General features: G+C 58.2%; 30 protein-coding genes. 22 read left to right on the forward strand and 8 right to left on the reverse strand.

Annotated features, from left to right (window positions below):
• From V7665_RS06310 to V7665_RS06330, 5 genes are all read left to right on the forward strand, one after another.
• On the forward strand, positions 1-192 hold a 192-nt coding region (locus V7665_RS06310), incomplete at its 5' end, for a hypothetical protein (RefSeq protein ID WP_442955184.1).
• A 205-nt stretch (positions 193-397) separates the two neighbouring features.
• Positions 398-1,921 carry a flavin-containing monooxygenase gene (locus tag V7665_RS06315; RefSeq protein WP_335663685.1) on the forward strand — a complete coding sequence of 508 codons (1,524 nt, stop codon included), beginning with the start codon at positions 398-400 and terminating at the stop codon, positions 1,919-1,921.
• A 94-nt stretch (positions 1,922-2,015) separates the two neighbouring features.
• Positions 2,016-2,348 carry a PilZ domain-containing protein gene (locus tag V7665_RS06320; RefSeq protein WP_335663686.1) on the forward strand — a complete coding sequence of 111 codons (333 nt, stop codon included), beginning with the start codon at positions 2,016-2,018 and terminating at the stop codon, positions 2,346-2,348.
• A 67-nt stretch (positions 2,349-2,415) separates the two neighbouring features.
• Entirely contained in the window at positions 2,416-3,930 is a 1,515-nt protein-coding gene (locus V7665_RS06325) for a flavin-containing monooxygenase (protein WP_335663687.1), read from the forward strand.
• A gap of 39 nt (positions 3,931-3,969) precedes the next feature.
• Positions 3,970-5,388 (forward strand): leucyl aminopeptidase family protein, encoded by a 1,419-nt coding sequence (locus tag V7665_RS06330; RefSeq protein ID WP_335663688.1) that lies wholly within the window; start codon positions 3,970-3,972, stop codon positions 5,386-5,388.
• 115 nt (positions 5,389-5,503) lie between these two features.
• On the opposite strand, the gene tatA is transcribed toward V7665_RS06330, so the two are convergent.
• Positions 5,504-5,743 carry a twin-arginine translocase TatA/TatE family subunit gene (tatA, locus tag V7665_RS06335; protein WP_335663689.1) on the reverse strand — a complete coding sequence of 80 codons (240 nt, stop codon included), beginning with the start codon at positions 5,741-5,743 and terminating at the stop codon, positions 5,504-5,506.
• 876 nt (positions 5,744-6,619) lie between these two features.
• Between tatA and V7665_RS06340 the strand changes: the two genes are divergently transcribed.
• Positions 6,620-7,546: a C40 family peptidase gene (locus tag V7665_RS06340; RefSeq protein WP_335663690.1), complete on the forward strand. Its 927-nt coding sequence runs from the start codon at positions 6,620-6,622 to the stop codon at positions 7,544-7,546.
• Between the two features lie 7 nt (positions 7,547-7,553).
• Entirely contained in the window at positions 7,554-8,483 is a 930-nt protein-coding gene (gene argC, locus V7665_RS06345) for an N-acetyl-gamma-glutamyl-phosphate reductase (RefSeq protein ID WP_335663691.1), read from the forward strand.
• A gap of 19 nt (positions 8,484-8,502) precedes the next feature.
• Here argC and lepB read toward each other — a convergent pair whose 3' ends face one another.
• Genes lepB through pyrE form a run of 4 tightly spaced genes read right to left on the reverse strand, consistent with a single transcriptional unit; the run spans position 8,503 to position 11,136 of the window.
• Positions 8,503-9,399: a signal peptidase I gene (gene lepB / locus V7665_RS06350; RefSeq protein ID WP_442955185.1), complete on the reverse strand. Its 897-nt coding sequence runs from the start codon at positions 9,397-9,399 to the stop codon at positions 8,503-8,505.
• A 14-nt stretch (positions 9,400-9,413) separates the two neighbouring features.
• The gene (gene acpS, locus V7665_RS06355; protein ID WP_335663692.1) at positions 9,414-9,815 is read right to left on the reverse strand and encodes a holo-ACP synthase; all 402 of its coding nucleotides are present in this window, start codon (positions 9,813-9,815) and stop codon (positions 9,414-9,416) included.
• Positions 9,812-10,546 (reverse strand): pyridoxine 5'-phosphate synthase, encoded by a 735-nt coding sequence (locus V7665_RS06360; RefSeq protein ID WP_335663693.1) that lies wholly within the window; start codon positions 10,544-10,546, stop codon positions 9,812-9,814. Before V7665_RS06360 ends, acpS begins: the two co-directional genes overlap by 4 nt.
• Positions 10,543-11,136 (reverse strand): orotate phosphoribosyltransferase, encoded by a 594-nt coding sequence (pyrE, locus tag V7665_RS06365; protein WP_335663694.1) that lies wholly within the window; start codon positions 11,134-11,136, stop codon positions 10,543-10,545. Before pyrE ends, V7665_RS06360 begins: the two co-directional genes overlap by 4 nt.
• A 238-nt stretch (positions 11,137-11,374) precedes the next feature.
• On the opposite strand from pyrE, the gene coxB reads away from it, so the two are divergent.
• The 15 genes from coxB (at position 11,375) to V7665_RS06440 (ending at position 23,256) form a co-directional block, all read left to right on the forward strand.
• Positions 11,375-12,409: a cytochrome c oxidase subunit II gene (gene coxB / locus V7665_RS06370; protein WP_335663695.1), complete on the forward strand. Its 1,035-nt coding sequence runs from the start codon at positions 11,375-11,377 to the stop codon at positions 12,407-12,409.
• Positions 12,410-12,420: 11 nt separating this feature from the next.
• Positions 12,421-14,094, forward strand: coding sequence for a cytochrome c oxidase subunit I (ctaD, locus tag V7665_RS06375; protein ID WP_335663696.1), 1,674 nt, complete (start codon positions 12,421-12,423; stop codon positions 14,092-14,094).
• A 32-nt stretch (positions 14,095-14,126) separates the two neighbouring features.
• A complete protein-coding gene (locus V7665_RS06380) occupies positions 14,127-15,032 on the forward strand; it encodes a heme o synthase (RefSeq protein ID WP_335663697.1) in 906 nt (301 codons plus the stop codon).
• Complete coding sequence (locus V7665_RS06385; protein WP_335663698.1) at positions 15,029-15,190, forward strand: hypothetical protein; 162 nt, start codon at positions 15,029-15,031, stop codon at positions 15,188-15,190. The genes V7665_RS06380 and V7665_RS06385 overlap by 4 nt, the downstream gene beginning before the upstream one ends.
• Positions 15,190-15,777, forward strand: coding sequence for a cytochrome c oxidase assembly protein (locus tag V7665_RS06390; protein WP_335663699.1), 588 nt, complete (start codon positions 15,190-15,192; stop codon positions 15,775-15,777). The genes V7665_RS06385 and V7665_RS06390 overlap by 1 nt, the downstream gene beginning before the upstream one ends.
• Positions 15,778-15,809: 32 nt before the next feature.
• Positions 15,810-16,676: a cytochrome c oxidase subunit 3 gene (locus V7665_RS06395; RefSeq protein ID WP_335663700.1), complete on the forward strand. Its 867-nt coding sequence runs from the start codon at positions 15,810-15,812 to the stop codon at positions 16,674-16,676.
• A 3-nt stretch (positions 16,677-16,679) separates the two neighbouring features.
• Positions 16,680-17,078 carry a DUF983 domain-containing protein gene (locus V7665_RS06400; RefSeq protein WP_442955187.1) on the forward strand — a complete coding sequence of 133 codons (399 nt, stop codon included), beginning with the start codon at positions 16,680-16,682 and terminating at the stop codon, positions 17,076-17,078.
• Positions 17,075-17,680 (forward strand): SURF1 family protein, encoded by a 606-nt coding sequence (locus tag V7665_RS06405; RefSeq protein WP_335663702.1) that lies wholly within the window; start codon positions 17,075-17,077, stop codon positions 17,678-17,680. The genes V7665_RS06400 and V7665_RS06405 overlap by 4 nt, the downstream gene beginning before the upstream one ends.
• 13 nt (positions 17,681-17,693) lie before the next feature.
• Positions 17,694-19,097 carry a threonine synthase gene (gene thrC, locus V7665_RS06410; protein WP_335663703.1) on the forward strand — a complete coding sequence of 468 codons (1,404 nt, stop codon included), beginning with the start codon at positions 17,694-17,696 and terminating at the stop codon, positions 19,095-19,097.
• Entirely contained in the window at positions 19,090-19,974 is an 885-nt protein-coding gene (locus tag V7665_RS06415) for a class I SAM-dependent methyltransferase (protein ID WP_335663704.1), read from the forward strand. The genes thrC and V7665_RS06415 overlap by 8 nt, the downstream gene beginning before the upstream one ends.
• Positions 19,975-20,010: 36 nt before the next feature.
• Entirely contained in the window at positions 20,011-20,382 is a 372-nt protein-coding gene (locus V7665_RS06420) for a dihydroneopterin aldolase (RefSeq protein ID WP_335663705.1), read from the forward strand.
• The gene (locus V7665_RS06425; protein ID WP_335663706.1) at positions 20,379-21,146 is read left to right on the forward strand and encodes an SDR family oxidoreductase; all 768 of its coding nucleotides are present in this window, start codon (positions 20,379-20,381) and stop codon (positions 21,144-21,146) included. Before V7665_RS06420 ends, V7665_RS06425 begins: the two co-directional genes overlap by 4 nt.
• Positions 21,147-21,268: 122 nt before the next feature.
• Positions 21,269-21,850 carry a fasciclin domain-containing protein gene (locus V7665_RS06430; RefSeq protein WP_335663707.1) on the forward strand — a complete coding sequence of 194 codons (582 nt, stop codon included), beginning with the start codon at positions 21,269-21,271 and terminating at the stop codon, positions 21,848-21,850.
• A 180-nt stretch (positions 21,851-22,030) separates the two neighbouring features.
• A complete protein-coding gene (locus V7665_RS06435) occupies positions 22,031-22,600 on the forward strand; it encodes a fasciclin domain-containing protein (protein ID WP_335663708.1) in 570 nt (189 codons plus the stop codon).
• Between the two features lie 245 nt (positions 22,601-22,845).
• The gene (locus V7665_RS06440) at positions 22,846-23,256 is read left to right on the forward strand and encodes an EVE domain-containing protein (RefSeq protein WP_335663709.1); all 411 of its coding nucleotides are present in this window, start codon (positions 22,846-22,848) and stop codon (positions 23,254-23,256) included.
• Between the two features lie 2 nt (positions 23,257-23,258).
• Here V7665_RS06440 and V7665_RS06445 read toward each other — a convergent pair whose 3' ends face one another.
• The 3 genes from V7665_RS06445 to V7665_RS06455 form a co-directional block, all read right to left on the reverse strand.
• Positions 23,259-24,458 (reverse strand): fumarylacetoacetate hydrolase family protein, encoded by a 1,200-nt coding sequence (locus V7665_RS06445; RefSeq protein WP_335663710.1) that lies wholly within the window; start codon positions 24,456-24,458, stop codon positions 23,259-23,261.
• A 22-nt stretch (positions 24,459-24,480) separates the two neighbouring features.
• Complete coding sequence (locus tag V7665_RS06450) at positions 24,481-26,136, reverse strand: thiamine pyrophosphate-binding protein (RefSeq protein ID WP_335663711.1); 1,656 nt, start codon at positions 26,134-26,136, stop codon at positions 24,481-24,483.
• Between the two features lie 203 nt (positions 26,137-26,339).
• On the reverse strand, positions 26,340-26,521 hold a 182-nt coding region (locus V7665_RS06455), incomplete at its 5' end, for an aldehyde dehydrogenase family protein (protein WP_335663712.1).

Genomic DNA, 26,521 nt, shown 5'->3' on the forward strand with positions numbered 1-26,521 from the left:
GAATGCAAGGACCAGTTGGCGGAGGTCAAGCGGGCAGGCTGCAAGCAGGTCCAGGGGCATTTGTTCAGCAAGGCGATGCCGGCGAGCGAAATTGCCGGGCGGGTGTTGAAGTCCCGCTCAAAAATTGTCGGCCTGGATCATATTTTAGAACCAAAGACCGAAGCCGATTACGCCAACCGCAAGATCGGTTGAGCAACAATTTGTCGACTGCAAAACGGCAGATTTTTCGAATATCGCGATCGGAACTGCGCCTCTGCTATCTTCACGGGGGGTCTGCAAGCGCAGCGACCGAGCCAGATTCCACGTTCTGAAGGGGCCTCTTAACCGGTCAATTAAATCTCTAATTGCAACCTGTCGCGAGCAATGGCATAAGATTGCAAAAACTGGGAGAGACGGCATGGCGACCAAGATCATGGAAAAGAGCAGTGCAGCAATCGAATCCGTCGACGTATTGATCGTCGGCGCCGGGATTTCCGGCATTGGCATGGCGGTGCATTTGCGCGACAAATGTCCGGGCAAGAGCTTTGCCATTATCGAGCGCCGCGACGAGATTGGCGGGACCTGGAACCTGTTTCAATATCCCGGCATCCGCAGCGACAGCGACATGCACACTCTGGGCTTCAGTTTCGAACCGTGGACCGAGCAGAAGGCGATTGCCGACGGTCCCTCGATCATGAACTATCTCCACCGGATCAAGACCAAGCATGATCTGGAAAAACATATCCATTTCGGCCACAAGGTGCTGACCGCCAGCTGGTCGAGCGAGGAGGCGCGCTGGACGGTGACGGCGGAGAAGTCCGATGGGTCGCAAGTCACGATGCACGCCAATTTCGTCTATATGGGCGCTGGCTATTATGATTATGACAATCCCTATGACGCGCAGATCGAGGGGCTGTCCAGTTTCAAGGGCGAGGTCGTCCACCCGCAATTCTGGCCCAAGGATTTCGATTATGCGGGCAAGAAGGTGGTGATCATCGGCAGCGGCGCGACCGCGGTGACGATCGTGCCGGTGCTGGCGGAAAAAGCCAGCCATGTGACGATGTTGCAGCGCACCCCGACCTGGTATGCGTCGGCGCCGTCGAAAGACCGGATCGCCAACATCCTGCGCAAGATCCTGCCGGAAAAATGGGCGTACAAGATCACCCGCTGGAAGAATGTGAAGATGCAGGACCTGACCTTCCGCACCGCGCGCGACAATCCGCAGAAGGTGATCGACAAGCTTGAAAAGCCGATGAAGCAGGAGCTGGGCGACAAATATGTGAAGGAAGATTACACGCCGCCTTACGGTCCGTGGGAGCAGCGCCTGTGCCTGGTGCCGGACGGCGACATGTTCAAGGCGATTGCCGCGGGCAGGGCCGATCTGAAAACCGGCCATATCGACACGGTGACCGAGGGTGGCATCAAGCTGAAATCCGGCGAGACGATTGATGCCGATGTGATTGTCACCGCGACCGGGCTGAAGCTGGCGGTGGCCGGCAAGGTCGCCTTTGCAGTCGACGGCAAGCCGGTCGTCTGGCCCGACCATTATTATTACAAGGGCTGCATGTTCTCCGACATTCCCAATCTGGCGATCGTGTTCGGCTATCTCAATGCGTCATGGACGCTGAAGGCGGATATCGTGTCGGAATATGTCTGCCGGATCCTGAACCATATGGACGCGACATCGACGCGAATCGCCAATCCGGTGCTGAACAAGGAACTGGAGCAGGAGGAATTGTTTGATTTCTCGTCCGGCTATCTCCGGCGGTCGCTGAGCGAATTGCCGCGCAACAGCAAAGCCATGCCGTGGAAGCTCAACCAGGATTATCTGTACGACAAGAATATCCTGCTCAACGATCCGGTCGATGACGGGGTGATCCAGTTTTACGGCCCCAATTCGCAGCAGCAGGCTGGCAAGCAGGAACTCGAAGCCGCGGAGTGATCCGGCTGATCCATTGCCGGTCGCCGACAATGCTGCCATTTGCTTAACCTTTTGTTGAGCAGAATTCCCTAGTCTCTCCGGCAAGGGGCAATTGATGAGCTATATGAATTCGCAATTTCGTTCGGTGAAACCGGCGCTGATCGAACAGCGTCAGGCCTATCGCCATCCGGTGCATATCCAGCGTACCGCGATCCGGCAGCATGGCGAAACCGCCAAAGTCGGCGAACTGATCGATGTTTCGATCTATGGTTGCCGGGTTGCGAGCGACAGCATGATCACCGAGGGCAGCCGGATATGGCTCCGTTTCGAAGGCAGCAGCCCGATCACGGCAACCGCGATCTGGTGCAAGGATGGCCATATCGGCTGCCGTTTTGATGAAACGCTCGATCAGACCCTGTTCCGCAGCCTGACCCTGATCAGCGAATAGATTGGGGGCCTGACCCTGGCAAAAGCTCTCACTTGCCAACTGACAATCATGTCAGTAAGAAGGTGGGATGAAAAATCAGATTCTTGACATATTGATTGTCGGCGCCGGCCTGTCCGGTATTGGCGCGGCGGTTCACCTGACCAAAAGATGCCCGGGCAAAAGCTTTGCCATTGTCGAGGGTCGAGAGCGACTCGGCGGCACCTGGGACCTGTTCAAATATCCCGGCATCCGCTCGGACAGCGACATGTATACATTGGGCTATAATTTCAAACCCTGGACCGCGCGCCGGGCGATTGCCGACGCACCGTCGATCCTGAATTATCTCAACGAAACCGTCGACGAATATGACCTGCAGGACAAGATCCTGTTCAACCACAAGGTGGTCGATGCCAACTGGTCGAGCGAAGAGGCCCTGTGGACGGTCAGCCTGCAGCATGGCGATGGTTCGATCAGCACCGTGAAGTGCAATTTCCTCCATATGTGTTCGGGCTATTACAGCTATGACGAAGGCCATGATCCGGACTTCCCGGGCAAGGCAGACTTCGCCGGACCGATTGTTCATCCGCAATTCTGGCCCGAAGATCTCGACTATGCCGGCAAGAAGGTGGTGGTGATCGGCAGCGGCGCGACTGCGGTGACCCTGGTCCCGTCAATGGCGGATACGGCGGCGCATGTGACGATGTTGCAGCGTTCGCCAACCTATATCGTATCGCGGCCGGGCGAGGACAAATGGGCCTTGCGGCTGCGCAAGATATTGCCGTCCAAGGCGGCCTATTTTCTGACTCGCTGGAAGAATGTGCTGATGGGCCTGTTCATGTTCAATGTGGCGCGCAAGAAGCCAGCGGCATTCAAGGGCCGTCTGCTCGAAATGGTCCGCGAGGAAATGGGGCCAGAGGTCGACATGGCCGATTATACGCCCAGCTATAATCCGTGGGATCAGCGGCTATGTCTGGTTCCCGACAGCGATCTGTTTGATTCGATCAAATCGGGCAAGGCGTCGATCGTCACCGATCATGTCGAAACATTCACCAAAGACGGCATCAAGCTGAAGTCCGGCAAGCTGCTGGAGGCCGATATCATCGTCACCGCCACCGGCCTGAAAATGCTCACCGGTGGTAATGCGAAAATTTCGGTCGACGGCCAGCCGGTCAATTTCGGCGAAAAAATCAACTATAAGGGCGTGATGTTCTCCGGCATCCCCAATTTCGGGATGACCATGGGCTATACCAATGCCAGCTGGACGCTGAAAGCCGATCTGACCAGCGAATATGTCTGCCGCCTGATCAACTATATGGACAAGAATGGCACGCCGATCGCGACTCCGACTCTGCCGGTCGGCGAGACGATGGGAACCGAGCCGATGCTCGATTTCAGTTCCGGCTATGTCCAGCGGGCGATCAAGGACCTGCCGAAACAGGGCGACCGCAAACCATGGCGGCTCAACCAGAATTTCCCGAAGGACATCATCAACCTGCGGCACAAGGCGGTGGACGATGGCGTGATCGTCTTTTCCAGGCCCGGCGCGGCGATCATCAATCTTGCGGATCAGCAGGCCGACGCGGAAGCGATCGCTGCCGAATAGACTCTCGCGCTCGGCATCATCTGTAGCTATAGCGATCCAATGACTGATTTTAAGGCATTGATCGAGGCTGATACCGGCCAGACCGCACGCTCCATCCAGCTGCTGGATGCGGGCAATTTCGAAGACTGGCTGAAAGGGCAACCGGATAGCATCCGGGCGCTGGTCGCGGCCTATCAATTTGCCGGCAAAGCCGACACCTATCTGCTGCTGCCGCGGGTTGGCAGCAAGGGTGATGACAAATCGGTTGCGAGCGACTTTTCGGTTGTCGCCGGTGTGGCGGATCATGAAAAGCTCGATTCCTGGTCGCTGGCCAAGCTTGGCAGCAGCTTGCCGGAGGGCAAATATCGCCTGCACGAAACCAGCGCCAAGGGTACATTGTTCGGCTGGCTGATCTCGCAACATGAATTTGACCGCTACAAGGCGCTGCCCGACCGGCAGGGACCGAGCGTGCTGCTGGTCAAGGATGCCATCGCACAGCGCGACGAAGCCGTGCGTCAGGCCGAAGCCACGGCGATGGTCCGGGATATGGTCAACACCCCGGCTGCGGATATGGGACCGGACAAGATCGAAGATATTGTCGACAAATTGTCCGAGAAGCATGGCGCAGAATTGAAAGTGACGCGCGGCGACACGCTGGAAGAGCATTTCCCGATGATTCACGGCGTCGGCAAGGCGGCAATGCGCGCCCATGCACCGCGCCTGATCGAACTGAAATGGGGCAAGGCTGATCATCCGAAAATCGCGATTGTCGGCAAAGGGGTGAGCTTTGACACCGGCGGCCTGTCGATGAAATCTCCCGCCGGCATGATGTTGATGAAGAAGGATATGGGCGGCGCTGCCCATGCCATTGCCCTCGCCCGCATGGTGATGGAGGCCAAGCTGCCGGTGCGTCTGCACCTGCTGATACCGGCGGTCGAAAATTCCATAGATGGCAACGCCCTGCGTCCCGGCGACATATTGAACAGCCGCAAGGGGCTGACCGTCGAGATTACCAATACCGATGCCGAAGGGCGGCTGGTATTGGGCGATGCCCTGACGCTGGCCGGTGAGGCAGAGCCGGAACTGATCCTGGATTTTGCGACGCTGACCGGAGCTGCGCGGGTTGCCCTGGGTCCCGACCTGCCGGCGATGTTCTGCGATGACAAGGTGATGGCGGACGGACTGCTGCAGGCTGGCGCGGATGAAAGCGATCCGCTTTGGCAAATGCCTCTATGGTCTGGCTATGATGCGATGCTGAGCAGCACGATCGCCGATTGCGTGAACAGCGCGTCGGGTGGTTTTGCCGGCTGCATCACTGCGGCGCTGTTCCTGAAGCAATTTGCCCCGGAAACGGTGCCCTGGGCGCATTTTGATACATTTGCCTGGCGACCCGTCGCCAAGCCGGGCCGCCCGATCGGCGGCGAAGCGCTGGGCCTGCGGGCGAGCTGGCGCTATTTGCAGGGTCGATACGGGCAGTAGCCAATAGCGGCTGGAATGCTGGTTTGAATTTCGGCTAGCGAGAGTCAGCCTCGGCCAGCAAAGCGGCGGCAAAAGCCGACGGGCGCCTAGCGACCCGGTGGTTGCTGAATCGCAATCAAGTTTTCTCTTCCGGTGATCGCGTTTCAATTGGCAATTGCTCGATTGGCAGGGGGGCGATTGGCAATGGATCGATTGATGCCTGTTCCGGCTGAACATCATCCGCTGTCAGCCCCTCACGGAAGCTGCGGATGCCCTTGCCAAAATCAGCCATGGTCTCCGAAAGCCGGTTTTTTCCAAAAAGAATGAAAACCACGATCAATACGACCAACCAATGTGCGGCAGAAAAAGAACCCATGACTCAACTCCTCTTTGCCGAAAATAGTGATGAGTTAGCAGAATGACAACGGCGGAAAGCGGGTTGGTATGAATTTAGGGTAACGAGAGTCGGTCTCCGCCGGCAAAGCGGTGGCAAAAAGCCGGCGGGCGCCTGGCGCCTCATAGGCGTTCGTTCGTCGGCTGATTGCGAATGATCGAAGGCCATTTTGCAGTCTCCATGCCCGCTCCCTTTTCCGATAAAAATTGACATTTAATTTCAGAATCTTAATCGTTGAAACAGTTCTCACACGCATCAAGCAAGGCAAGATAAGCAAACAACGGCTGGGGACATCCCAAAAAGGGGGCACGAGATGAATGAACAAGAACAGCCAAAGACAGAAATCGAGACAGAGAAGAGACCATATGAGAAACCGGTATTGATCCATCTCTCTGACATGATCGAGAAGACCGACGGCATATTTACCAGCCTTTTCCGAATATCATAAGCCGGCCACCACTGGGCTATTTGGCCAAAGCGAGACGGGCCCAGCCAGGCGGGCCAAGCCGGACCGCTCAGGATGTCCTGACCTGAGCTGCTCTATAGAGGCGCTATGGCTTGGGGAGGCAGGCAATTTGTCCAGCCGCGACTGAGAATTCCGCTGCCCCAATCCGCCTTTCGCCCATGCCGTCCATTGCTATGCCCCAAGCGCCGCTTTGCTCAAGTTCGGCTCGAAACCCGCCATTCCGCTAGCCACCCGACATCGCCAATGCAGCCCGAGACACCGGGCAATAGCGACACCGCTTGATTAACCGCCCCCAGGTCGGGTAAGAGCGGTCGATTGTCATCGCTTTGTATCATGGCGCATCAGCCGCAGAGTCACGGACATTTTTTATCGCTATTGGGATTTCGTTACGCATGGACATGGAAACTGCAGATACAGGCGCGCACGCGAAATTCGTGCTGAACGGTCCGGAAGAGGATTTTGATCCCCGGATCACCGCGCATCGTGGCGACCTGGCGGATATTGCGCTGGCCGGCAAATTGTTCGCGCCGCATTATGCCGCGGCCATGCCGATGCGCTGCTCCGCGCCGAAGGCGATGGTCCGCAAGCAGCCTGGCAAGGATCATGAAGCGATTTCCGAATTGCTGCACGGCGAGGATTTCCACGTGCTGGATATCGCCGGTGACTGGGCCTGGGGCTATTGCGGCAATGACGGCTATGTCGGCTATGTCCCGGTTCACGCGCTGCAACATGAGAAAAAGACCCCGGAGCCGACCCATTTGATCTTTGCCCGCGCGGCGCTGATCTTCATCGAACCGGATTTCAAGTCCGGCGTGATGAAGCGCCTGCCAATGGGCGCGCGGATTGCCTGCGGCGAACCCAGTGAATGCGGCAATTATCTGAAAAGCGGCAAGGGCTATGTCCACGTCCGCCACGTCCAGCCGATTGGCACCAAGGTCGTGTTTGACGGTAGCAACGGTACCGCGGCGCTGGCCGAACAGCTGATCGGTGCGCCCTATCTCTGGGGTGGCCGCAGCGGCGATGGTCTGGACTGTTCGGGTCTGATCCAGATGATCTTGATGCTGACCGGCATAACGGCGCCGCGCGACAGCGATCAGCAGCTGGCGGCACTGGGTGAAGATATTGCCGAAGACGAGGAGCTGCGGCGCGGCGATCTGGTGTTCTTCCCGAACCATGTTGGCCTGATGGTCGACAAGGACCGGATCATTCACGCCACGGCACACGCGATGCAGGTGGTGATCGAACCGCTGGCGGACACGGTCGCCCGCTTTGCCAAAATATCAGACAAGCCAGTACTGGCGCGCAAACGGTTGTCCTGAGGCTCCCATGACGCAGACTATTTTCATCGATGGGGCGGTGGGCACGACCGGGCTGGAAATCGCCGAACGGCTTTCCGGCCGGAGCGAGTTCACCATGGTGGCGCTGCCCGACGCGCAGCGCAAGGATCTGGCGGCGCGGCGCGAAGCGATCAACGACAGCGATTTTGTCATATTGTGTCTGCCCGATGATGCGGCGCGCGAAGCGGTAGCGCTGGTCGACAATGATCGCACGCGGATCATCGACGCCTCGACCGCGTACCGTACGGCTGATGGCTGGGCTTATGGCTTTGCCGAATTTCGCGAGGGCCAGCGCGATGCAATCGCCAATGCGCGCTATGTTTCCAATCCCGGATGCTATCCGACCGGCTTTCTGGCGCTGATTGCGCCGCTGATCGCCAGCGGACTGCTGCCGGCAGACTGGCCCTATGTGATGAACGCGGTGTCCGGCTATTCGGGCGGCGGCAAGGCCCTGATCGAGCGCTTTGCCGCAGAACCCGATATCGGTTTTCGCAGCTATGGCCTGAATCTGGACCACAAGCATATGCCGGAAATGAAGGTCCATGCCGGCCTGGCCCATGATGTGATTTTCGCGCCGTCGGTTATCCGTGCCTTTCGCGGGATGCTGGTCGAGGTGCCGCTGCATCTCGGTGCGATGGGATCGGTGCGGACGGAAGAATTATTGCAGGAGCTGAGCGCTTTTTATGCCGATTCGAAGATCATTTCGGTTCTGGACGGAAGCGCCCTGCCGGAGCTGTTGATCAGCGAGCATGATGCGCCGACCGATCGGCTCGAGCTGTTTGTCTGCGGCAATGTTGGAGGCTATCATGCCCGGCTGATCGCGCGGCTCGACAATCTCGGCAAGGGTGCATCGGGCGCAGCCGTGCAGAATCTCAATATCATGGCCGGGCTGGACGAAACCGCAGGGCTGCGGCTCTAGGCTTCCACTTATTGGGCGTTTATTGGGTGGTGGTTACCGCCGCCTTGTCGGGGCGCAGGCTGGTGCCGGCCCGTCCGCTGCGGAAGGCGCCCCACCAGCTCAATGGATTGAGCGTCGTCGTGCCATCCAGCGAGAAGGTGATGAATTCGGCACGCCCGCCGATATTTTCCCAAGGGATCGGACCGCCAAGACCAAGCGGGCTGGCGACCCGGCTGTCGGCGCTGAGATCGCGATTGTCACCGAGCAGATAGACCTGTCCTTGCGGAATTTCGACTGGCGCGACGTCATCGGTATATTGCGGACCCAGATCGATAATATTGTAACTCACGCCATTGGGCAGGGTTTCGCGCACGATCGGCAGGTTGCAAACCGGATTTCCGGCTGCATCGACGCCGCGTGCACCGGGGAATTCATGGACACCGCAAGGTGAATTGGCGTCGATCGGCACCTGCAGATCGGGCTGCACGTCCTGTCTGACGCCGACGCCGTTGAGAAATACCTGACCGCCACGCAATTCAATCGTGTCGCCGGGCAGGCCGATCACCCGCTTGATATAGTCGCTGCTCTGCTCTCTGGGCGTCAGGATGACGACGTCGCCGCGCTCCGGCAGGCTTCCGAACAGGCGGCCCGAGACGCGCGGCACGATATGGAAGGTCGGTGATACCCAGGACCAGCCATAGGCATATTTGCTGACGATCAGCCGGTCACCGACGAGCAGGCCGGGCATCATCGATACCGACGGGATGTAGAATGGTTTGGCGACCAGACTGTGGAAGGCGAGCACCGCCAGCAACAGCAGACCGATGCTCTTGATCTCGCCAAGCCAGTCGGTCTTTTCCTTGTCCGGCTTGCCGGTGGATTTGCTGTCGGCGGTATTTTCTAGTGCCATATTCTTGTCTCTGGTTTCCTGGTCCATGCAACGCGCGTTTCCTAAAGCGGATGGGCTTCAATGATCACGAATGCCTGTGCCCATGGATGATCGTCGGTGAGTGTGAGATGAACAAATGCCTCATATCCTGCCGGTGTCAGCGCGTCGAGGCGTTTTTTTGCGCCGCCAGTGAGGGCGAGCGTCGGCGCGCCGCTCTTGGCATTGATGACGCCGATGTCCTTCATGAAGACGCCGGCCCGGAATCCGGTGCCGACCGCTTTGGAATAGGCCTCCTTGGCGGCGAAGCGTTTGGCGTAGGTGCCGGCAATGGTGAAAGGACGGCGGCGGGCCTTGGCGCGCTCCAGCTCGGTGAAAACGCGCAGTTCAAAGCGCTCGCCAAAACGGTCGAGCGAATTCTGGATGCGCTCGATATTGCAGAGGTCGGAGCCGAGACCGATGATCACCGTGCTTCATCCATCAACGCACGCATCTGGCGGATGCTGCCGTCGAGGCCGCCAAAAATCGCCTCGCCGATCAGAAAATGGCCGATGTTCAGCTCGACAAGCTGCGGGATCGCGGCGATTGGCTGGACATTGTCGAAGGTCAGGCCGTGGCCGGCATGGGGTTCGATGCCGTTTTTTGCCGCGAGTGCCGCCGCGTCGGCAATCCGGCGCAGTTCGGCTTCGCGCTCGGCGCCGCTGACTTCGGCATATTGGCCGGTGTGAAATTCGACCACCGGCGCGCCGAGCCGGATGGCGGCCTCGATCTGGCGCGGGTCGGGTTCGATAAACAGGCTGACGCGGATATTGGCTTCGTTCAACTGGCCGATAAAATCGGTAAGCTTATCGTGCATGCCAGCGGCGTCCAGCCCGCCTTCGGTGGTCCGCTCCGCGCGGTTTTCCGGGACGATGCAGGCGGCGCGCGGTCTGTGGCGCAGCGCGATCGCCAGCATTTCGTCGGTCGCCGCCATTTCCAGATTGAGCGGGATGGTCAGACTGTCCATCAGCACGATCAGATCGTCATCGCGGATATGACGCCGGTCTTCGCGCAAATGGGCGGTAATCCCGTCCGCGCCGGCTTCCGCCGCGACCAGCGCCGCGCGCACCGGCTCGGGATGATCGCCGCCGCGGGCGTTGCGGATGGTGGCGACGTGGTCGATATTGACGCCGAGCCTGAGCGGGTGCGAGCCGCTCATGCGGCTGGCAATTCGGCGCGACTGCCGGGCTTGATGGCGGGAATGGCGGCCAGTTCGGGGGGCAGCTCATCGGCCGCATAGGAAGGCACGTCCAGCGTTACCAGCGGGAAGAAGGGAATATCAAATTGGGCTGCGCCATTGGACCGGTCGATCAGCGCGCCGGCGGCAATCACATCGCCGCCCGCGTCCCGGATCGCCTGAATGGCTTCGCGCGACGACAGGCCGGTGGTGACGACATCTTCCATCATCAACACCTTCTGGCCCGGCTCCAGCCGGAAACCGCGGCGCAGTTCGAATGTGCCTTCGGGGCGTTCGAGGAACAGCGCGTCGAGACCGAGCGCCCGGCCCATTTCATGACCGATAATCACCCCGCCCATCGCCGGCGAGACGACGATATCGATCGAACGGCGGATGTTCTGGGGGATTTTGTCGGCCAGGGCCGAGGCCATTCGCGCCGCGCGCATCGGGTTCATCAGCAATCGCGCGCACTGTAAATATTGTGCGCCATGGCGTCCCGACGACAGGATGAAATGGCCTTCCAGCAAGGCGTCGCTGCTACGGAATTCGGCTAAAACTTCTTCTTCTGTCACTGTTTCACCCCAGCTTGTTTTTTGTCATATTGTCCAGATGGGCACAATGCCGCGGCATTGCCAGAAAAATTAAAGTCAAAAAACTGAAAAAATATCCATTCGGTAGCTTGAGGCTTGCGACAACCATGCCTATAAGCCGCCCCAATCGGACTAATTCCGGCCGGGTTCGCTGATTCCATTTTTTGAGCCATTGCCGGAAAACTACCGAAACTTGGGGTAAGATAGGGTTGAGCGATATATGACTCATTTTTTGAAAGCTTGGATTCTGGCCATCGGCCTGATTCTCACGCCGACAGCATTGTCGGCGCAGGAAGCGTTGCCGGCAGCACCGGTTGTGGAACCGGCTGCAACTGGCGGACTTGAAGCTGCGGATGTTCCGGCAGCGGCAGAAACCACGGCGTCCGGGCTCGATCCCGCACTTTACACCCCGATGAAACCCACGCCGGGCATCGGCATGCCCGTCGATGGCGGCATCGATTTTCAGCAGCAGTTTAGCCCAACCGGCGAAACCGCGCACTGGATCAACAGCGCGATCCTGATCCCGATGATGTTTGGCGTAAGCCTGCTCGTTCTGTTCCTGTTGTTCTGGGTCGTCTTCCGGTTTCGTCGCGGTGCCAACCCCGAGCCATCGAAAACGACTCACAATACGTTCATCGAAATTATCTGGACGGTTATCCCGGTTTTGATCCTTGTGGTCATCGCCGTGCCGTCGATCAGCCTGCTTGCCCGGCAGTTCGAGCCGGCGCCAGAAGATGCGCTGACCGTGAAAGTGACCGGTTATCAGTGGTATTGGGGCTATAGCTATCCCGATAACGGCGATTTCGAAATCATTTCCAACATGCTGTCGGTTGAAGACGCGGCTGCGCGCGGCGAGCCGCATCAGCTGGCTGCCGACAACCGGATGGTCATTCCGGTGGGCAAGCCGGTCAAGCTGCTGATTACCGCTGCGGACGTCATTCACAGTTTCGCCATTCCTTCGGCATGGTTCAAGCTTGATGCGGTGCCCGGACGGATCAATGAAAAGGTCCTGCAGATCGATCGCGAAGGCGTCTATTATGGTCAGTGCTCCGAGCTTTGCGGTGCGCGGCACGGATTCATGCCGATCACGGTTGAAGTCCTCTCGCAAGAAAAATTCAACGACTGGGTTCGGGCCAATGGCGGCACGGTGAAAGGCGAAGCGGCACAGCCTGCTGTTGCCGAAGCCGCCGCCACTGCGGCCAATGAAACGACAACCGAAGTTGCGCCTGCCGATGCAGCCGCTGCGACGAACTGAGGGTTAGAGTAATGACAACAATTACAGCAGATGGCCATATCGATGATCACGCGCATGACGCGGATCACAAGCCAGCATTTTTCCAGCGCTGGTTCATGTCGACCAACCATAAGGATATCGGTACTCTCTATCTGATTTTCGCGATTGTCGCGGGTGTCGTCGGTGGTGCAATTTCTGGCCTTATGCGGCTGGAACTGGCCGAACCGGGTATTCAATATCTGCAGATGTGGGCAACCGCCCACAATGGCATGATGGGCGGCGGCGAAGCGTCAATGGACGAGGCCTATCATCTATGGAATGTGCTGATTACGGCGCACGGCCTGATCATGGTTTTCTTCATGGTCATGCCGGCAATGATTGGCGGCTTTGGTAACTGGTTTGTACCGCTGATGATCGGCGCGCCAGACATGGCCTTCCCGCGCATGAACAATGTCAGCTTCTGGCTGCTGGTTCCTGCCTTCATCCTGCTGTTCGGCTCTACCTTTGTTCCCGGCGGAACCGGCCTCGGTGCCGGCACCGGCTGGACGGTCTATGCGCCGCTCTCTACCAGCGGATCGGTTGGTCCGGCGGTGGATATGGCGATCCTCTCGCTCCACCTTGCGGGCGCTTCATCCATTCTCGGCGCAATCAACTTCATCACCACCATCTTCAACATGCGCGCACCGGGCATGACCCTGCACAAAATGCCTTTGTTTGTCTGGTCGGTGCTGGTTACTGCATTCCTGCTGCTGCTGGCGCTTCCGGTGCTTGCCGCCGCAATTACCATGCTATTGACCGACCGTAATTTCGGCACGACTTTCTATGATGCTGCCGGCGGCGGTGATCCGGTGCTCTACCAGCATCTGTTCTGGTTCTTTGGTCACCCAGAGGTCTATATCATGATCTTGCCCGGTTTCGGCATGATCAGCCATATTATCTCGACCTTCAGCCGCAAGCCGATCTTTGGTTATCTCGGCATGGCCTATGCGATGGTTGCCATCGGTGTCGTCGGCTTCGTGGTCTGGGCGCACCATATGTTCACCACCGGCATGTCGGTTAACGTGAAAATGTACTTCACCGCAGCCACCATGGTGATCGCGGTGCCCACCGGCATCAAGATCTTCTCGTGGATCGCGACCATGTGGGGCGGTTCGCTGTCCTTCAAGACACCGATGGTGTGGGCGCTTGGCTTCATCTTCATGTTCACCGTTGGTGGCGTGACCGGTGTTGTGCTGGCCAATGGCGGTATCGACGACAATCTCCACGACACTTATTATGTGGTTGCCCACTTCCACTATGTGCTGTCGCTGGGCGCGGTCTTCTCGATCTTTGCCGGCTTCTATTACTGGTTCCCGAAAATGTCGGGCCGGATGTACAGCGAACTGCTGGGGCAGCTCCATTTCTGGATCTTCTTCATCGGCGTGAACATCCTGTTCTTCCCGCAGCATTTCCTCGGACAGCAGGGCATGCCACGTCGTTATGCCGACTATCCCGAGCAGTTTGCTTACTGGAACCAGATCAGCTCGATCGGCTATGCCGTGATGCTGGTTGGCGTGGTAATCTTCTTCGTCAACATCGGCTGGTCGTTGCTGGCAGGCCGCAAGGCTGAAGGCAATTACTGGGGCGAAGGCGCAACGACGCTGGAATGGACCTTGTCCAGTCCTCCGCCGTTCCACCAGTTCGAAACCCTTCCCCAGATCAAATGATCTGAGGACCAGTCGGGAATTTGGATAGTAAAATGACCACCGCGTCACACAGTATACAGGGCTTGGCCAGTGCAAGGGATCTCTTCGCGCTGACCAAGCCGCGCGTGATGTCGCTGGTCATATTCACGGCCCTTTGCGGGTTGCTGGCGGCACCCGGATCGATTCATCCCGTCATCGGCTTCACGGCGATCCTCGCGATCAGCCTCGGAGCAGGGGCTTCGGCAGCGCTTAACCAGTGGTATGAAGCCGATATCGACGCGATCATGAAGCGGACCAGCACAAGACCGCTGCCGGCTGGCCGGATGGACCCGGAAACCGCGCTGCATTTCGGCATCGGATTGTCGGTGTTCTCGGTGCTTCTGATGGGCGTTGCGGTAAACTGGTTCAGCGCCATATTCCTGGCTTTTTCGATCTTCTTCTACGCGGTGGTCTATACTATCTGGCTGAAGCGCAGCACGCCGCAGAATATCGTGATCGGCGGTGCCGCCGGCGCTTTCCCGCCGGCAATCGGTTGGGCTGCGGTGACCGGCGATGTCACGCTGATGCCAATCCTGCTCTTTGCGATCATCTTCTTCTGGACGCCGCCGCACTTCTGGGCGCTCGCCCTGTTCGTGAACAGTGACTATTCCAAAGCCGGCGTGCCGATGATGCCGGTGGTCGCCGGTCGCCAGTCGACCCGTTATCAGATATTCGGTTACAGCCTGGTGCTTGCGGCCGTTGCGATCCTGCCTTTCGTTCTCGGCCTGGCCGGCTCTGTCTATGGCGGTGCCGCGATATTGCTGAGCGTGATATTCTGTGCGCTTTCCTGGCAGGTTGCCCGGAGCAAAACCACCGAACCCGGGGATATGGCGGCAGAAAAGCGGCTGTTCAAATTTTCGATCTTCTACCTGTTTGCGCTCTTCGCAGCGGTCGTTGCTGACCGGTTGATATTGGCATGAGCGAAATTGACAAAGAGAGAATTGCAATGACCCCCGAAGAGCAGAAAGTCTTTCAGGCCCGGCAAAAGCATCGGGCGGTGATCATGGCCGGCCTGCTGATCTTCATGGTCGTGCTTTTTTACCTGATCACCATCGTCAAAATCGGGGCCGGTTCCTGATGACGACCCCCGAAACTGCTCTTTCCGGCAAGAACCGGCGCAGCGGCATGATGGCGGCGTTCATGGGGCTTGGCATGCTCGCACTGGGCTTTGCTGCCGTGCCATTATACGATGTTTTCTGCCGCGTGACCGGCTATGGCGGAACGACACAGCGGGTCGGCGAAGCCCAGGCGGCAACGGTTAATGCTACCAGTCAGGTGATGTCGATTCGTTTCGATTCCAACGTCAATTCTGCGCTCCCCTGGTCCTTCAAGCCAGAGCATGCGGTTGACCATGTCACCGTCGGTGCCCGTGACATGGCGATTTTTATTGCGACCAACAATTCAGACCAGCCGGTTGTCGGTACCGCCACATTCAATGTGACGCCGCTGCTGGCCGGACAATATTTCAACAAGATACAATGTTTCTGCTTTAGCGAACAAGTGCTGAAACCGGGCCAGACGGTGCGGATGCCGGTGCTTTATTATGTTGATCCGGCGATCATGGATGATCCGGAAACAAAAGATATCAAGGAAATTACGCTTAGCTATACTTTTTATCGTTCGCTCGATCAGCAAGCGCTAGACGCCGGTGCAGGCGATAGCTAAGAGAAATTTGAGACTAAGGTTAGGGAAATAATATGGCCGGTGCCAAAAATCATGATTATCACATTCTACCGCCAGACATCTGGCCGCTGATCGGTTCGTTTTCTGCCTTTGTCATGGCAATTGGCGGTATCCGCTGGATGCATAGCGATATCTATTCGTTCGGCCCGTTGCTTTTTGCCATTGGTACTTCGGCTGTCGCCCTGACATTTTTTGCGTGGTGGTCCAATGTGATCAAGGAAGCCCATGCTGGTGACCATACACCGGTCGTGCAGCTTCATCTGCGCTACGGCATGATCCTGTTCATCGCTTCGGAAGTCATGTTCTTCGTCGGCTGGTTCTGGGCCTGGTTTGATTATTCCCTGTTCCCCCAGCCGATTGAATTGATTGATGGCATTACCACCAATTATATCGGCCAGGACGGTGCTGCGGCGCTGTTGCAATGGCCGCCCAAGGGCATTCAGGTGCTCAACGCCTTTGAACTGCCTTTGCTCAATACGATGATCCTGCTGTGCTCCGGCACAACGGTTACCTGGGCGCACCATTCGCTGATCCATGGTGACCGGAAAAGCATGATTACCGGCCTTTGGCTGACGATCATATTGGGCGCATTGTTCACGTCCATTCAGGCCTATGAATATAGCATCGCGCCATTCCCGTTTGCGGGCATCAACTATAGCGCAGCCTTCTACATGGCGACCGGCTTCCACGGCTTCCACGTTCTGGTCGGCACGATCTTCCTGATCGTCTGTCTGGCGCGGGCCTATAAGGGGCACTTCACGCCGAAACAGCATTTCGGCTTTGAAGCAGCAGCCTGGTATTGGCATTTTGTCGATGTCGTCTGGTTGTTCCTGTTCATCGTCGTCTATGTCTGGGGCGGCTGGGGCGCGCCGGTCCACTAGGCCATTGCGTTGACCGAAACCAAAAATATAAAAGGGCAGCCGGATGTTCTTCCTGCTGCCCTTTTTGGTCTTTGCCCGCATTGCGGACAAAAGACGCTCTTTGCCAATCTGATAAAATTCTCGGGCACATGCCGCGCCTGCGGCCTCGACTTTAGTCGCTATAATGTCGGCGACGGTCCGGCTGCCTTTCTGACAATGATCATTGGCGCCATAATCCTGGGTCTGGCCCTCGCGGTCGAGGCCAATTTCCATCCACCGCTATGGGTGCATATCATGCTCTGGGTGCCGCTGACCGTTGCCGCGGTTGTCGGGTCGCTGAGAGTGACCAAGGGGATATTGCTGATCCTGGAGCATCGCAACCAGGCCCGCGAAGGCAGTATCGACGGCAGCGACGCTCCATGATCAAGCGGCTGCCGATATTCGTCACCATCCTCGTATTGGCCGCAGTGGCAACCATGGCCGGTCTGGGCATATGGCAGTTGCAGCGGGCCGAGTGGAAGAACGGGCTGCTGGCGACCTATGCCGCAGCTTCGGATATGCCTGCCATTGCCTATCCCGCTGTGCCGAGTGCGGATGATGCGCCCTATTTCCGCAAATCAACGGTCAATTGCCTTGCCGTTATCGGCTGGCGTTCGACCAGCGGGCGCAGTGCCAGCGGGCAGGCGGGCTGGGCCCATATCGCCCAGTGCCGCACCACCGGCGCCGAAGGCCCGGGCGCTCAAGTCGTCGCTGGCTGGTCGGAGCGACCGGATGATCCGCAATGGGACGGCGGGATTGTCGGTGGCATCATTGCGCCCGACAGCCAATATATCATTCGTCTGGTCGCCAGCGAACCGGTCGCCGGACTGGAGAAAAGCCAGCCGCCGGCGCTGGAAGATGTACCGAACAACCATCTGTCCTATGCGATCCAGTGGTTTCTCTTTGCCGGCATTGCGCTGGTGATTTTTCTGATCGCGCTGCGGGGTCGCAACAAGGGCGTTGCCCAATCCGGCAACTTGTCCTAACCCGCTCGCCATCATGGACTATATCTCGACCAGAGGCGCTGCGCCCGCATTGAATTTCGAACAAGTAACCCTGGCTGGACTGGCTGGCGATGGTGGCCTTTATGTGCCCGAATCCTGGCCGTCTTTCAGTCATGACGAGATCGCCGCCATGGCCGGTCTCTCCTATGTCGAGATTGCCGTCCGGGTGATGCTGCCATTTGTCGGCGATGCGCTCGATGAAGCGGAACTGCGCGATCTTTGCCAGCAGGCTTATGGCCGATTCTCCCATGCTGCGGTGACGCCGCTGGTCCAGCTTGACGGGCGGCAATGGCTGCTCGAACTGTTCCACGGACCAACGCTGGCGTTCAAGGACGTGGCCCTGCAACTGCTTGGCTTGCTGTTCGAGAAATTTCTGGCCCGGCAGGACAAGCATCTGACGGTGGTCGGCGCGACTTCCGGCGACACCGGCTCGGCTGCGATTGACGCGCTGGCGGGGCGGGACAAGGTCGATGTCTTCATGCTCCACCCCGATGGCCGGATCTCCGATGTCCAGCGGCGGCAGATGACCACGGTCCGCGCGCCCAATATCTACAATATCGCGATCGACGGCAGTTTTGATGATGCTCAGGCGATGGTGAAGCGGATGTTTGCCGATCAGGAAGTGACCAATCGCTTCTCGATCTCGGCGGTCAACTCGATCAACTGGGCGCGGCTGATGGCGCAGGTCGTCTATTATTTTTACGCCGCCAGCCAATTGGGTGCACCGCATCGCAAGGTCGCCTTTTCCGTGCCGACCGGCAATTTCGGCGATGTCTTTGCCGGTTATGTCGCCGCGCGCATGGGGCTGCCGATCGAGCGGCTGATCGTGGCGACCAATGTCAACGACATCCTGCACCGGGCGCTGAGCGCCGGCGACTATTCAACCGGCACCGTGACCCCCACGGCCGCGCCTTCGATGGATATTCAAATCAGCAGCAATTTTGAGCGCCTGCTCTTTGATCTGGAAGGTCGTGACGGCGTCAAAACCGCTGCCCGGATGGCTGCCTTTGAACAGAATCACAATATGCAGCTGGAGCCCGGCATGCGGGAAACGGCGGCGGGTATGTTCACCAGCTACCGGGTCGATCCGGATGATATGGCGCTGGCGATGCGCTGGGCGCAGGACAGGGCCGGCCATGTGATCGATCCGCATAGCGCGATCGGTCTGGCGGCGGCGCAACATGCCGATCTCGATCCGGCGGTGCCGGTGGTGACGCTGGCAACCGCTCATCCGGCAAAATTCCCCGACGCGGTCGAACGGGCAACGGGCATCCGTCCGGCCTTGCCGCGCCGGGTCGGCGATCTGTTTGACCGGGAAGAAAAATATACCAGGCTCCCCGGCACCTATGACGCGGTAAAAGAATTTGTCATGTCCAACGCCACGCCGTCCGATGGCTGAAACCCTGCCGGCTCCGATATTGATGATCAGCGACCCGCGCAGCGACTATGCGCTGGTCGATTCCGGCCATGGCCGGAAGCTGGAGCGATATGGAAAATATCATTTCATCCGCCCCGAGCCACAGGCGATGTGGGCCCCGGCCAGCGATGACTGGCAGGCCGACGGCGAATTTATTCCCGCGTCTGACGAGGATGGCGGCGGACGCTGGCATCTCCATGACAATGTCCCGGAAGAGGGATGGCAGATGCGCTGGGAAGAGGTCAGCTTTACCGCGCAATGTACGCCGTTTCGCCATCTGGCCTATTTCCCCGACATGGACCCGGTCTGGCGCTGGTTCCGCAGCAATCTTCAGGATTTAGAATCGCCGCAGATGATGAATCTGTTCGGCTATACCGGCGTCGGAACATTGGCGCTTTCGGCAGCGGGGGCCAATCTCGTGCATGTCGACGCGTCGAAAAAATCGGTGACCGCAGCGCGCGACAATGCCGCTCTGTCGGGCATGACCGATCGCCCGATTCGCTGGATTATCGACGATGCTGCCAAATTTGCCGCCCGGGAAGTCAGGCGCGAACGGCGCTATGATGCGATCCTGATGGATCCGCCCAAATATGGCCGCGGGCCGGATGGTGAAATCTGGCGGCTGGAAGAACATCTGGCCGGGCTGGTCGAAAATTGTGGACAATTGCTCGATGCCGACAGCCGCTGCCTGTTCCTCACCGTCTATGCCGTGCGCATGTCGGCGCTGGCGCTGGGTTCACTGCTCAACGAGAAACTGGCCCATCTGGGCGGTACAATCGAAGTCGGTGAACTGGCGGTTCGCGAAGAGGCGCGGGGATTGCTGTTGCCGACGGCGATTTTCGCCCGCTGGTCCGCCTGACTTGCCATTTGCCCCGAACATGATCAGAGAACATCTATGACAGACACATTGCTTTTGGAAGTCGACGATCTCGATGTTGACGTGCTCACCGGGATCTATTCCGAAGAAACCCATTTGCCGCAGCCTTTGCGCATCTCGATCGCGGCGGAGATGAAGGTCCAGGAACGTTACGAAGCGGACACGCCGCTCGATCATTCCAAAAATTACATGGACCTGAAACATGCTGCGACCACGGCTTTGCCGGAAGGCGTGCATTTCAAGCTGATCGAGGCGGTCGCGGATCATATTATCGAAACGCTGTTTCTGCAGGACAAGAACGTGCTGCGGGTCACCGTAAAAATCGTCAAATTGCTGATCTCCGAAAAAGGGGAGCAGATCGGCATCACGCTCAGCCGGAGCAGACGATGACAGCGCCGCTCGCGCTCGTCACCGGCGGCGTGAAGCGGGTTGGTGCGGTGATCGCCGCTCGCCTGGCCGATGCCGGCTATGCGCTGGCGCTGCACGGCAATACAGATGCCATTCCCGAGGATCGGCTAGCCGAGAAACTAACGGAAACGGGCTGCGACTGGTCCGGATTTCAGCAGGATTTTACCGTCGACGGGGCAGCGGAAAGACTGCTTGATCAAGTAGTCGGCCATTTTGGCCGAATTCCCGACCTGATCGTCAACTGCGCTTCGATTTTCGGACAGGATAATGCCGACTCGATCGATGAAAAAGATCTGCAAAAGCATTTTCTGGTCAACAGCCTGGTTCCGGTCATGCTGACTACCGCGCTCCATCATCGCCGGCCAACTGGCAGCGAGCGCGCCTGTGTAATCCATATATTGGACCAGCGGATCCGCAATCCCAATCGCGACCAGCTGAGCTATACGCTCTCCAAACAGGCGCTTGCGGGTTCGGTGCGGTCGCTGGCGGTGGCCTGTGCTGACAAGCTGCGAGTCAATGGCGTGGCCCCGGGCCTGACCCTGACGGCAGGGGAATATGGCGACGATCAGCTGGCCAATATCACCGCGATGATGCCGCTCGACCGGCTTCCCAAGCCGAATGATATCGCCGATGCCATAGTCTATCTCGCTCGCGCCGAAGCTGTCACCGGGCAGATCATCTATGTCGATGGCGGTGCCAATCTGAAGGGCTTCGATCGGGACTTTGTCCATCTCGGCAAGGACTGAATCGCCGATACGCCCGAAAGGACAGGTGTGAACCCGTCCTGAGATAACCCATCTGTTAGATATCCAAGGACCGGCCGCTATTGCAGCCGGAAGGATATATTTGCAATTTTGAAAGGCATATCATGCGTATTTCCCCCAAAATGATACTAACCACCACCGCTGTCGTCGCTCTTGCGGCTTGCTCGACCGAGGCCCCCCAGGCCGCTGTTGACGAAGGCTCTACCGATGCGATGATGGATTCCGCCGCGACTGCTGAACCCGGCACGATTGTCGATGTTGCCGTCGGCAATGCAGATTTCTCGACATTGGTAGCGGCAGTGACCGCTGCTGATCTTGGCGCGACGCTGAGTGGCGACGGGCCATTTACCGTTTTTGCACCAACCAACGAGGCCTTTGCCAAGGTTGACCCGGCCACGTTGACTGCGTTGCTGACACCAGCCAAGAAAGCCGACCTGACCGCATTGCTGACCTATCATGTGGTTGCCGGTAAACTGACAGCGGCAGATGTCGTCAAGGCGATCACCGATGGCGGCGGCACCGCGACCCTGACCACCGTGCAGGGCGGAATGCTGAAAGCCACTCTGGATGGCGATTCCGTCATTCTTGAAGATGCGGCTGGCGGCAAGTCCACCGTCATATTGACCGATGTCGAAGCATCCAACGGCGTCATCCATGCGATCGACACGGTTGTAATGCCCGGATAGTTTTCATCCCCCTGAACTAGGATGGATTGGAAAGGGCTTCGCCAACCGGCGAAGCCCTTTTTTTGCGTGGATTATTGTGGGTTTCTTTCTCCGGCAGGTCGGAGTAACCGGCGCCTACGAATTTCATCAGCGTTTGACCGCAAGGTGCGGCGAACGGATTGATCACAGGAAAGGAAATTCATGCTTAAATCCCCCAAAATTATAATGGCATCACTAGCGTTGACGATGGTATCGGCTTGCTCGTCGGAACTGAGCAAAGAGGAACAGGCAATCCTCGACGCGCGTATCGCCGATGAAACCCAGCCGACCAATATGATCGCCGTTTTGCAGGACGATCCCGATCTCAGCACCGCGAGCATATTGGTTGGCCTGTCCGGCGTCGGCATCGAGATGCAGGACAATGGTCCCTACACCGCATTTGTCGCGACCAATGAAGCGTTCAACAAAATGGATGCGCAGCGGCTGAGCGAGCTGCTGTCCGCTGACAATAAGGAAGAGCTGGCCAGCATCGCGGAATTCGGTCTGGTCCAAGGCAGCATGACCTCTGCGGATATTGCCAAGGCGATCAGCGATGGCGGCGGCAGTGCAACCATCACCACCGTCGGCGGTGGCAAGATCAAAGCGACGATGGACGGCGATATGATCACTCTCGAAGATGGTGCCGGCAACAAGGCGCATGTGACCAAAGCGGATGTAACGTCGAGCAACGGCACGATGCACATCGTCGACAATCTGCTGATGCCGAAATAGGCGCGGCTATTGACCGATAAAAAAGGGCCTCGCATGATTGCGGGGCCTTTTTTGTTTGGGCGAAGTGGGCACCAATCTCTCATTGCGAGAGAGTTGTACCGTTAGCCCTGAGCCTGTCGAAGGGCGCTTCCAGACAATAAGCGTGGTTCGACAAGGCGCAATTGCTATTCAGCATGGGATGCTGAATATAAGATAAGGCCACTAACGGTTAGAAACGGACCTAGTGAAAGAAGCAGGAGTTCGAAATGCCGCAATATTGGTTGATGAAATCGGAGCCTGACAGTTATGGCTGGGATGATCTGGTCACCGAGGGTGAAGGTACCTGGGACGGGGTCAAAAATGCCCAGGCGTCGAACAATATGAAAGCGATGAAAAAGGGCGATCAGGTGTTTTTCTATCATTCGTGTCAGGGGCTGGATGTGGTTGGCATCATGCAAGTGAGCGAAGAACATAGTCCTGATGTCAGCACCGACCCGGAGCGCTGGGTCGTGGTCAAGGTCAAGCCGGTGCGGAAACTGGCCAAGCCGGTGCCGCTGAAGGCGATGAAGCAGAATCCGGAGCTTGAGAATCTGGCGATTATCAGGCAGTCGCGGCTGTCGGTGGCGCCGGTTACTGAGAGCGAGTGGGATGCGATTTTGGCGATGGGTGGGGGCTAGCTCTATGGTGCGACGACCTTAACCTCAATGTCGCCCAAGAAGTTGGAACCATGGCGGACATTGTCGCCGGGTTGCAGGAAATGCCCGGAATCGACTTCGTTCTCGATAAATGTTTTCCGGACGGTATCCAAGAAATCCGTATCCGAGAAGGGACCGCCCAAGCTGACATAATGCAGCATGGCTTCAATGATATCGCCCCGCGTCGGCGGCGTGAAAATCACGCCTTCGGACGTGCCCGACATCAATGTGCTGCTGGTGCTGATCCGCTTGTCCTTTGCCAGCAGATAAAACGCGTCCTGATTGAGAAATCTTGGTCGTGACATATCACCGAGGGCTTTTTCGGTCAGCTGCCTGAAATCCAGCGTCATTTCTTGGCCCCGAGCATCCTGACGGGGCTGGCCGTTGACACTGGTGGTCATTCTGAGCTTTTTGGTAAACGCGGACCAGTCTTTCGGGATGACCAGAAATGGTCCGGTTGGAAAGGAGTCCGGGCCACTTTTCGCATCGCTGAAGCCATAGCCTGAATCGAGATTGTCCGGGTCGGCAAGGTTGACCAGCGCATTGCGGTTGGTGAAATCGCCGCACAGGAACAGCCCCTTCACCGCTGCATCGAAATCGGCGGGCGAGGCGATGTCCCGGTCGAAGCGCATGCACGTTTCGACTTCATAATCGAGCAAGATACCCGCTTTGGCCTGCACTCGGGTGCGAGCGGGTGTCGCGGGACCAAATTTGGGAAACTGGAAGACCGACTGGCTGTTTGATTCTGCGGCATGTTCCGGGAAATTGGTCCCGGTGCCGATATGCTGTGCGCCATTGGTGCCAGAGGAGAGTAGATCGGTAATGGCGATGTCGATGGTGGGATAGTTGCTGATGGTCGCTGCGGTGATTGGCGCAGAATTGGCAGAAGCCAAGGTGGCAAAAGGATCGTCGCTTTGTTTTGCGCCTAATTCCGCCAGGTCAACACCGGTGACCGTCTCGCCAGCAAATCCTAGCACCTGCAGGGTGATCGTTTCGCCATTCGAGCCTTTATATTGTGCCAGCGTAATGGCCTCATCGAGCGGCGCGATAGCTGCCGTCAGCGGCTCGGCTTCAAAACTCGCCGGGTTTAGCTTGGGGTCGGGAGAAGTCGCCCAGGCCACAACCAAAATGGCGATGATCAACATCGCAAATATGCCCAAATAGCGGCCCATTTTTTGCAGCATATTTGATTTCCTCCCGGTCAGATCAGTTTGCCATATCCCTCAGCTTGCTCACCGTCGCCCCTGCCGCCGTCAAAAACTCGACATCGGTTTTCAGGTGCAACAGGCGCAATCCCTGCTGCTTTATCGCTTCTACCAGAGCGGGCGCAAATTCTTCGGTGCTTTCCACCGTCGCGCTCCATCCGCCATAAGCCTTTGCCAGTGCCGCGAAGTCGGGGTTCTTTAGCGACGTCGCCGACAGGCGCGCCGGATATTCGCGTTCCTGGTGCAGGCGGATGGTGCCGAAGCTGCCATTGTCGATCACCAGCACCAGCAAGTTCGCGTCATATTGGATCGCGGTGGCGAGTTCCTGGCCGTTCATCATGAAATCGCCGTCACCCGCGATCACCACCGAGACGCGGTCGGGGAAGCGCAGGGCGGCAGCGACCGATGCCGGGACGCCATAGCCCATCGCACCCGACGTCGGGGCGAGCTGGCTCGGGAAGGCGCCATATGTCCAGTAGCGGTGCCACCAGCCGGAAAAATTGCCGGCGCCGTTGCAGATGATCGTATCGGCTGGGAGCTGTTGCTGCATCGCCGCGACGCATAGGCCGAGGTCGAGTTTGGCTGCCGTCGGTTGCGGGGTGGACCATGCGAGATAATCGTCATGCGCTGCCTTGCCCGCGTCAAAGGTGAGGAGATCATCGTCCCACAAAGCCGCCTGTTCGGCAAATTCGTCCATCTCGGCGCAGATCGGCAGATCGATGCGATAGACATGGTTGAGTTCGTCGGGATCGGGATGGACATGGACCAGGATCTGGCCGGGATGGTCGGGTGTGATCAATGTATAGCCATCGGTGGTCGCCTCGCCGAGCCGTGCGCCGACGGCGAGTATCAGATCGGCATCCCTGATCCGCTGGGTCAGTTTTGGATTGGGGCCATAGCCGAGATTGCCGGCATAGACCGGGCTTTCATTGGGGAAATTATCCTGCCTCCGGAACGCCACCGCCACGGGAAGCCCGATGCGCTCGGCATATTGGGCGAAATAATGTTTGGCCTTGTCGCTCCAGCCGGCGCCGCCGATGATCGCGATCGGGTCGGTTGCATCGCGCAGCATGTCGGTCAGCGTGGTCATCGCGTCGGGGCAAAGCGGCTGGGCCGGGGCGATGACCTTGGGCCGGTCGAGCGCCTCGACCTCGTCGCGCAGCATGTCCTCGGGCAGGGCGAGCACCACCGGGCCGGGGCGGCCGGAACTGGCGGTATCAAAGGCGCGGGCAATATATTCCGGAATGCGCGCGGCATTGTCGATTCTTGCCGCCCATTTGGCCAGCGGCGTGAACATGGCGGTGAAATCGACTTCCTGAAAGCCTTCTCGGTCACGGTCATCGCGCGAAACATCGCCGATAAACAGGATCATCGGGGTGCTGTCCTGCATCGCGGTATGGACGCCGATACTGGCATTGGTCGCGCCGGGGCCGCGGGTGACAAAGGCGATGCCGGGCGCGCCGGTCATCTTGCCGTCGGCCTCGGCCATGAAGGCGGCGCTGCCATCCTGACGGGTGGAGACGGTCTGGATCGTGCCGCAATCGTGCAGCGCGTCAAGGACGGAGAGGAAGCTCTCGCCGGGGACGGTGAAGATGCGGTCGGTGCCCTGGATCACCAGTTGATCGACGAGAATTTGTGCCCCGGTGCGTTTTTTCATATCAATATTCCCTCAATCTCCCCGCGAAAGCGGGAATATCCCTCATCCTTCAAACATCAACGCATAGTTATCACGCGAAGCCGCGAAGACACGAAGACACGAAGAATTTTCGTCTTGTCCCAACCTCTTTGCGCCTTCGCGGCTTCGCGTGACAAAATGAAAATACATGTTCCGCATGCGCGGAAGTGAATAGATTATATTGTTCAAGCCTGATGGATCGCCTTGGTGACCATATAGGCTTTCAGCCCGTCCGGTCCGTCTTCCGATCCGTGGCCGCTTTCCTTGACCCCGCCGAAGGGGGCGTCGCCGGGGCTGACGGTCAGATTGTTGATTGCCACCATCCCGGCCTCGATCTTGTCACCGACCATATTGGCGGTGTGCAGAC

It is taken from the genome of Parasphingorhabdus sp. (genome assembly GCF_036964675.1).
In the GTDB taxonomy this organism is placed as follows: Bacteria; Pseudomonadota; Alphaproteobacteria; order Sphingomonadales; family Sphingomonadaceae; genus Parasphingorhabdus.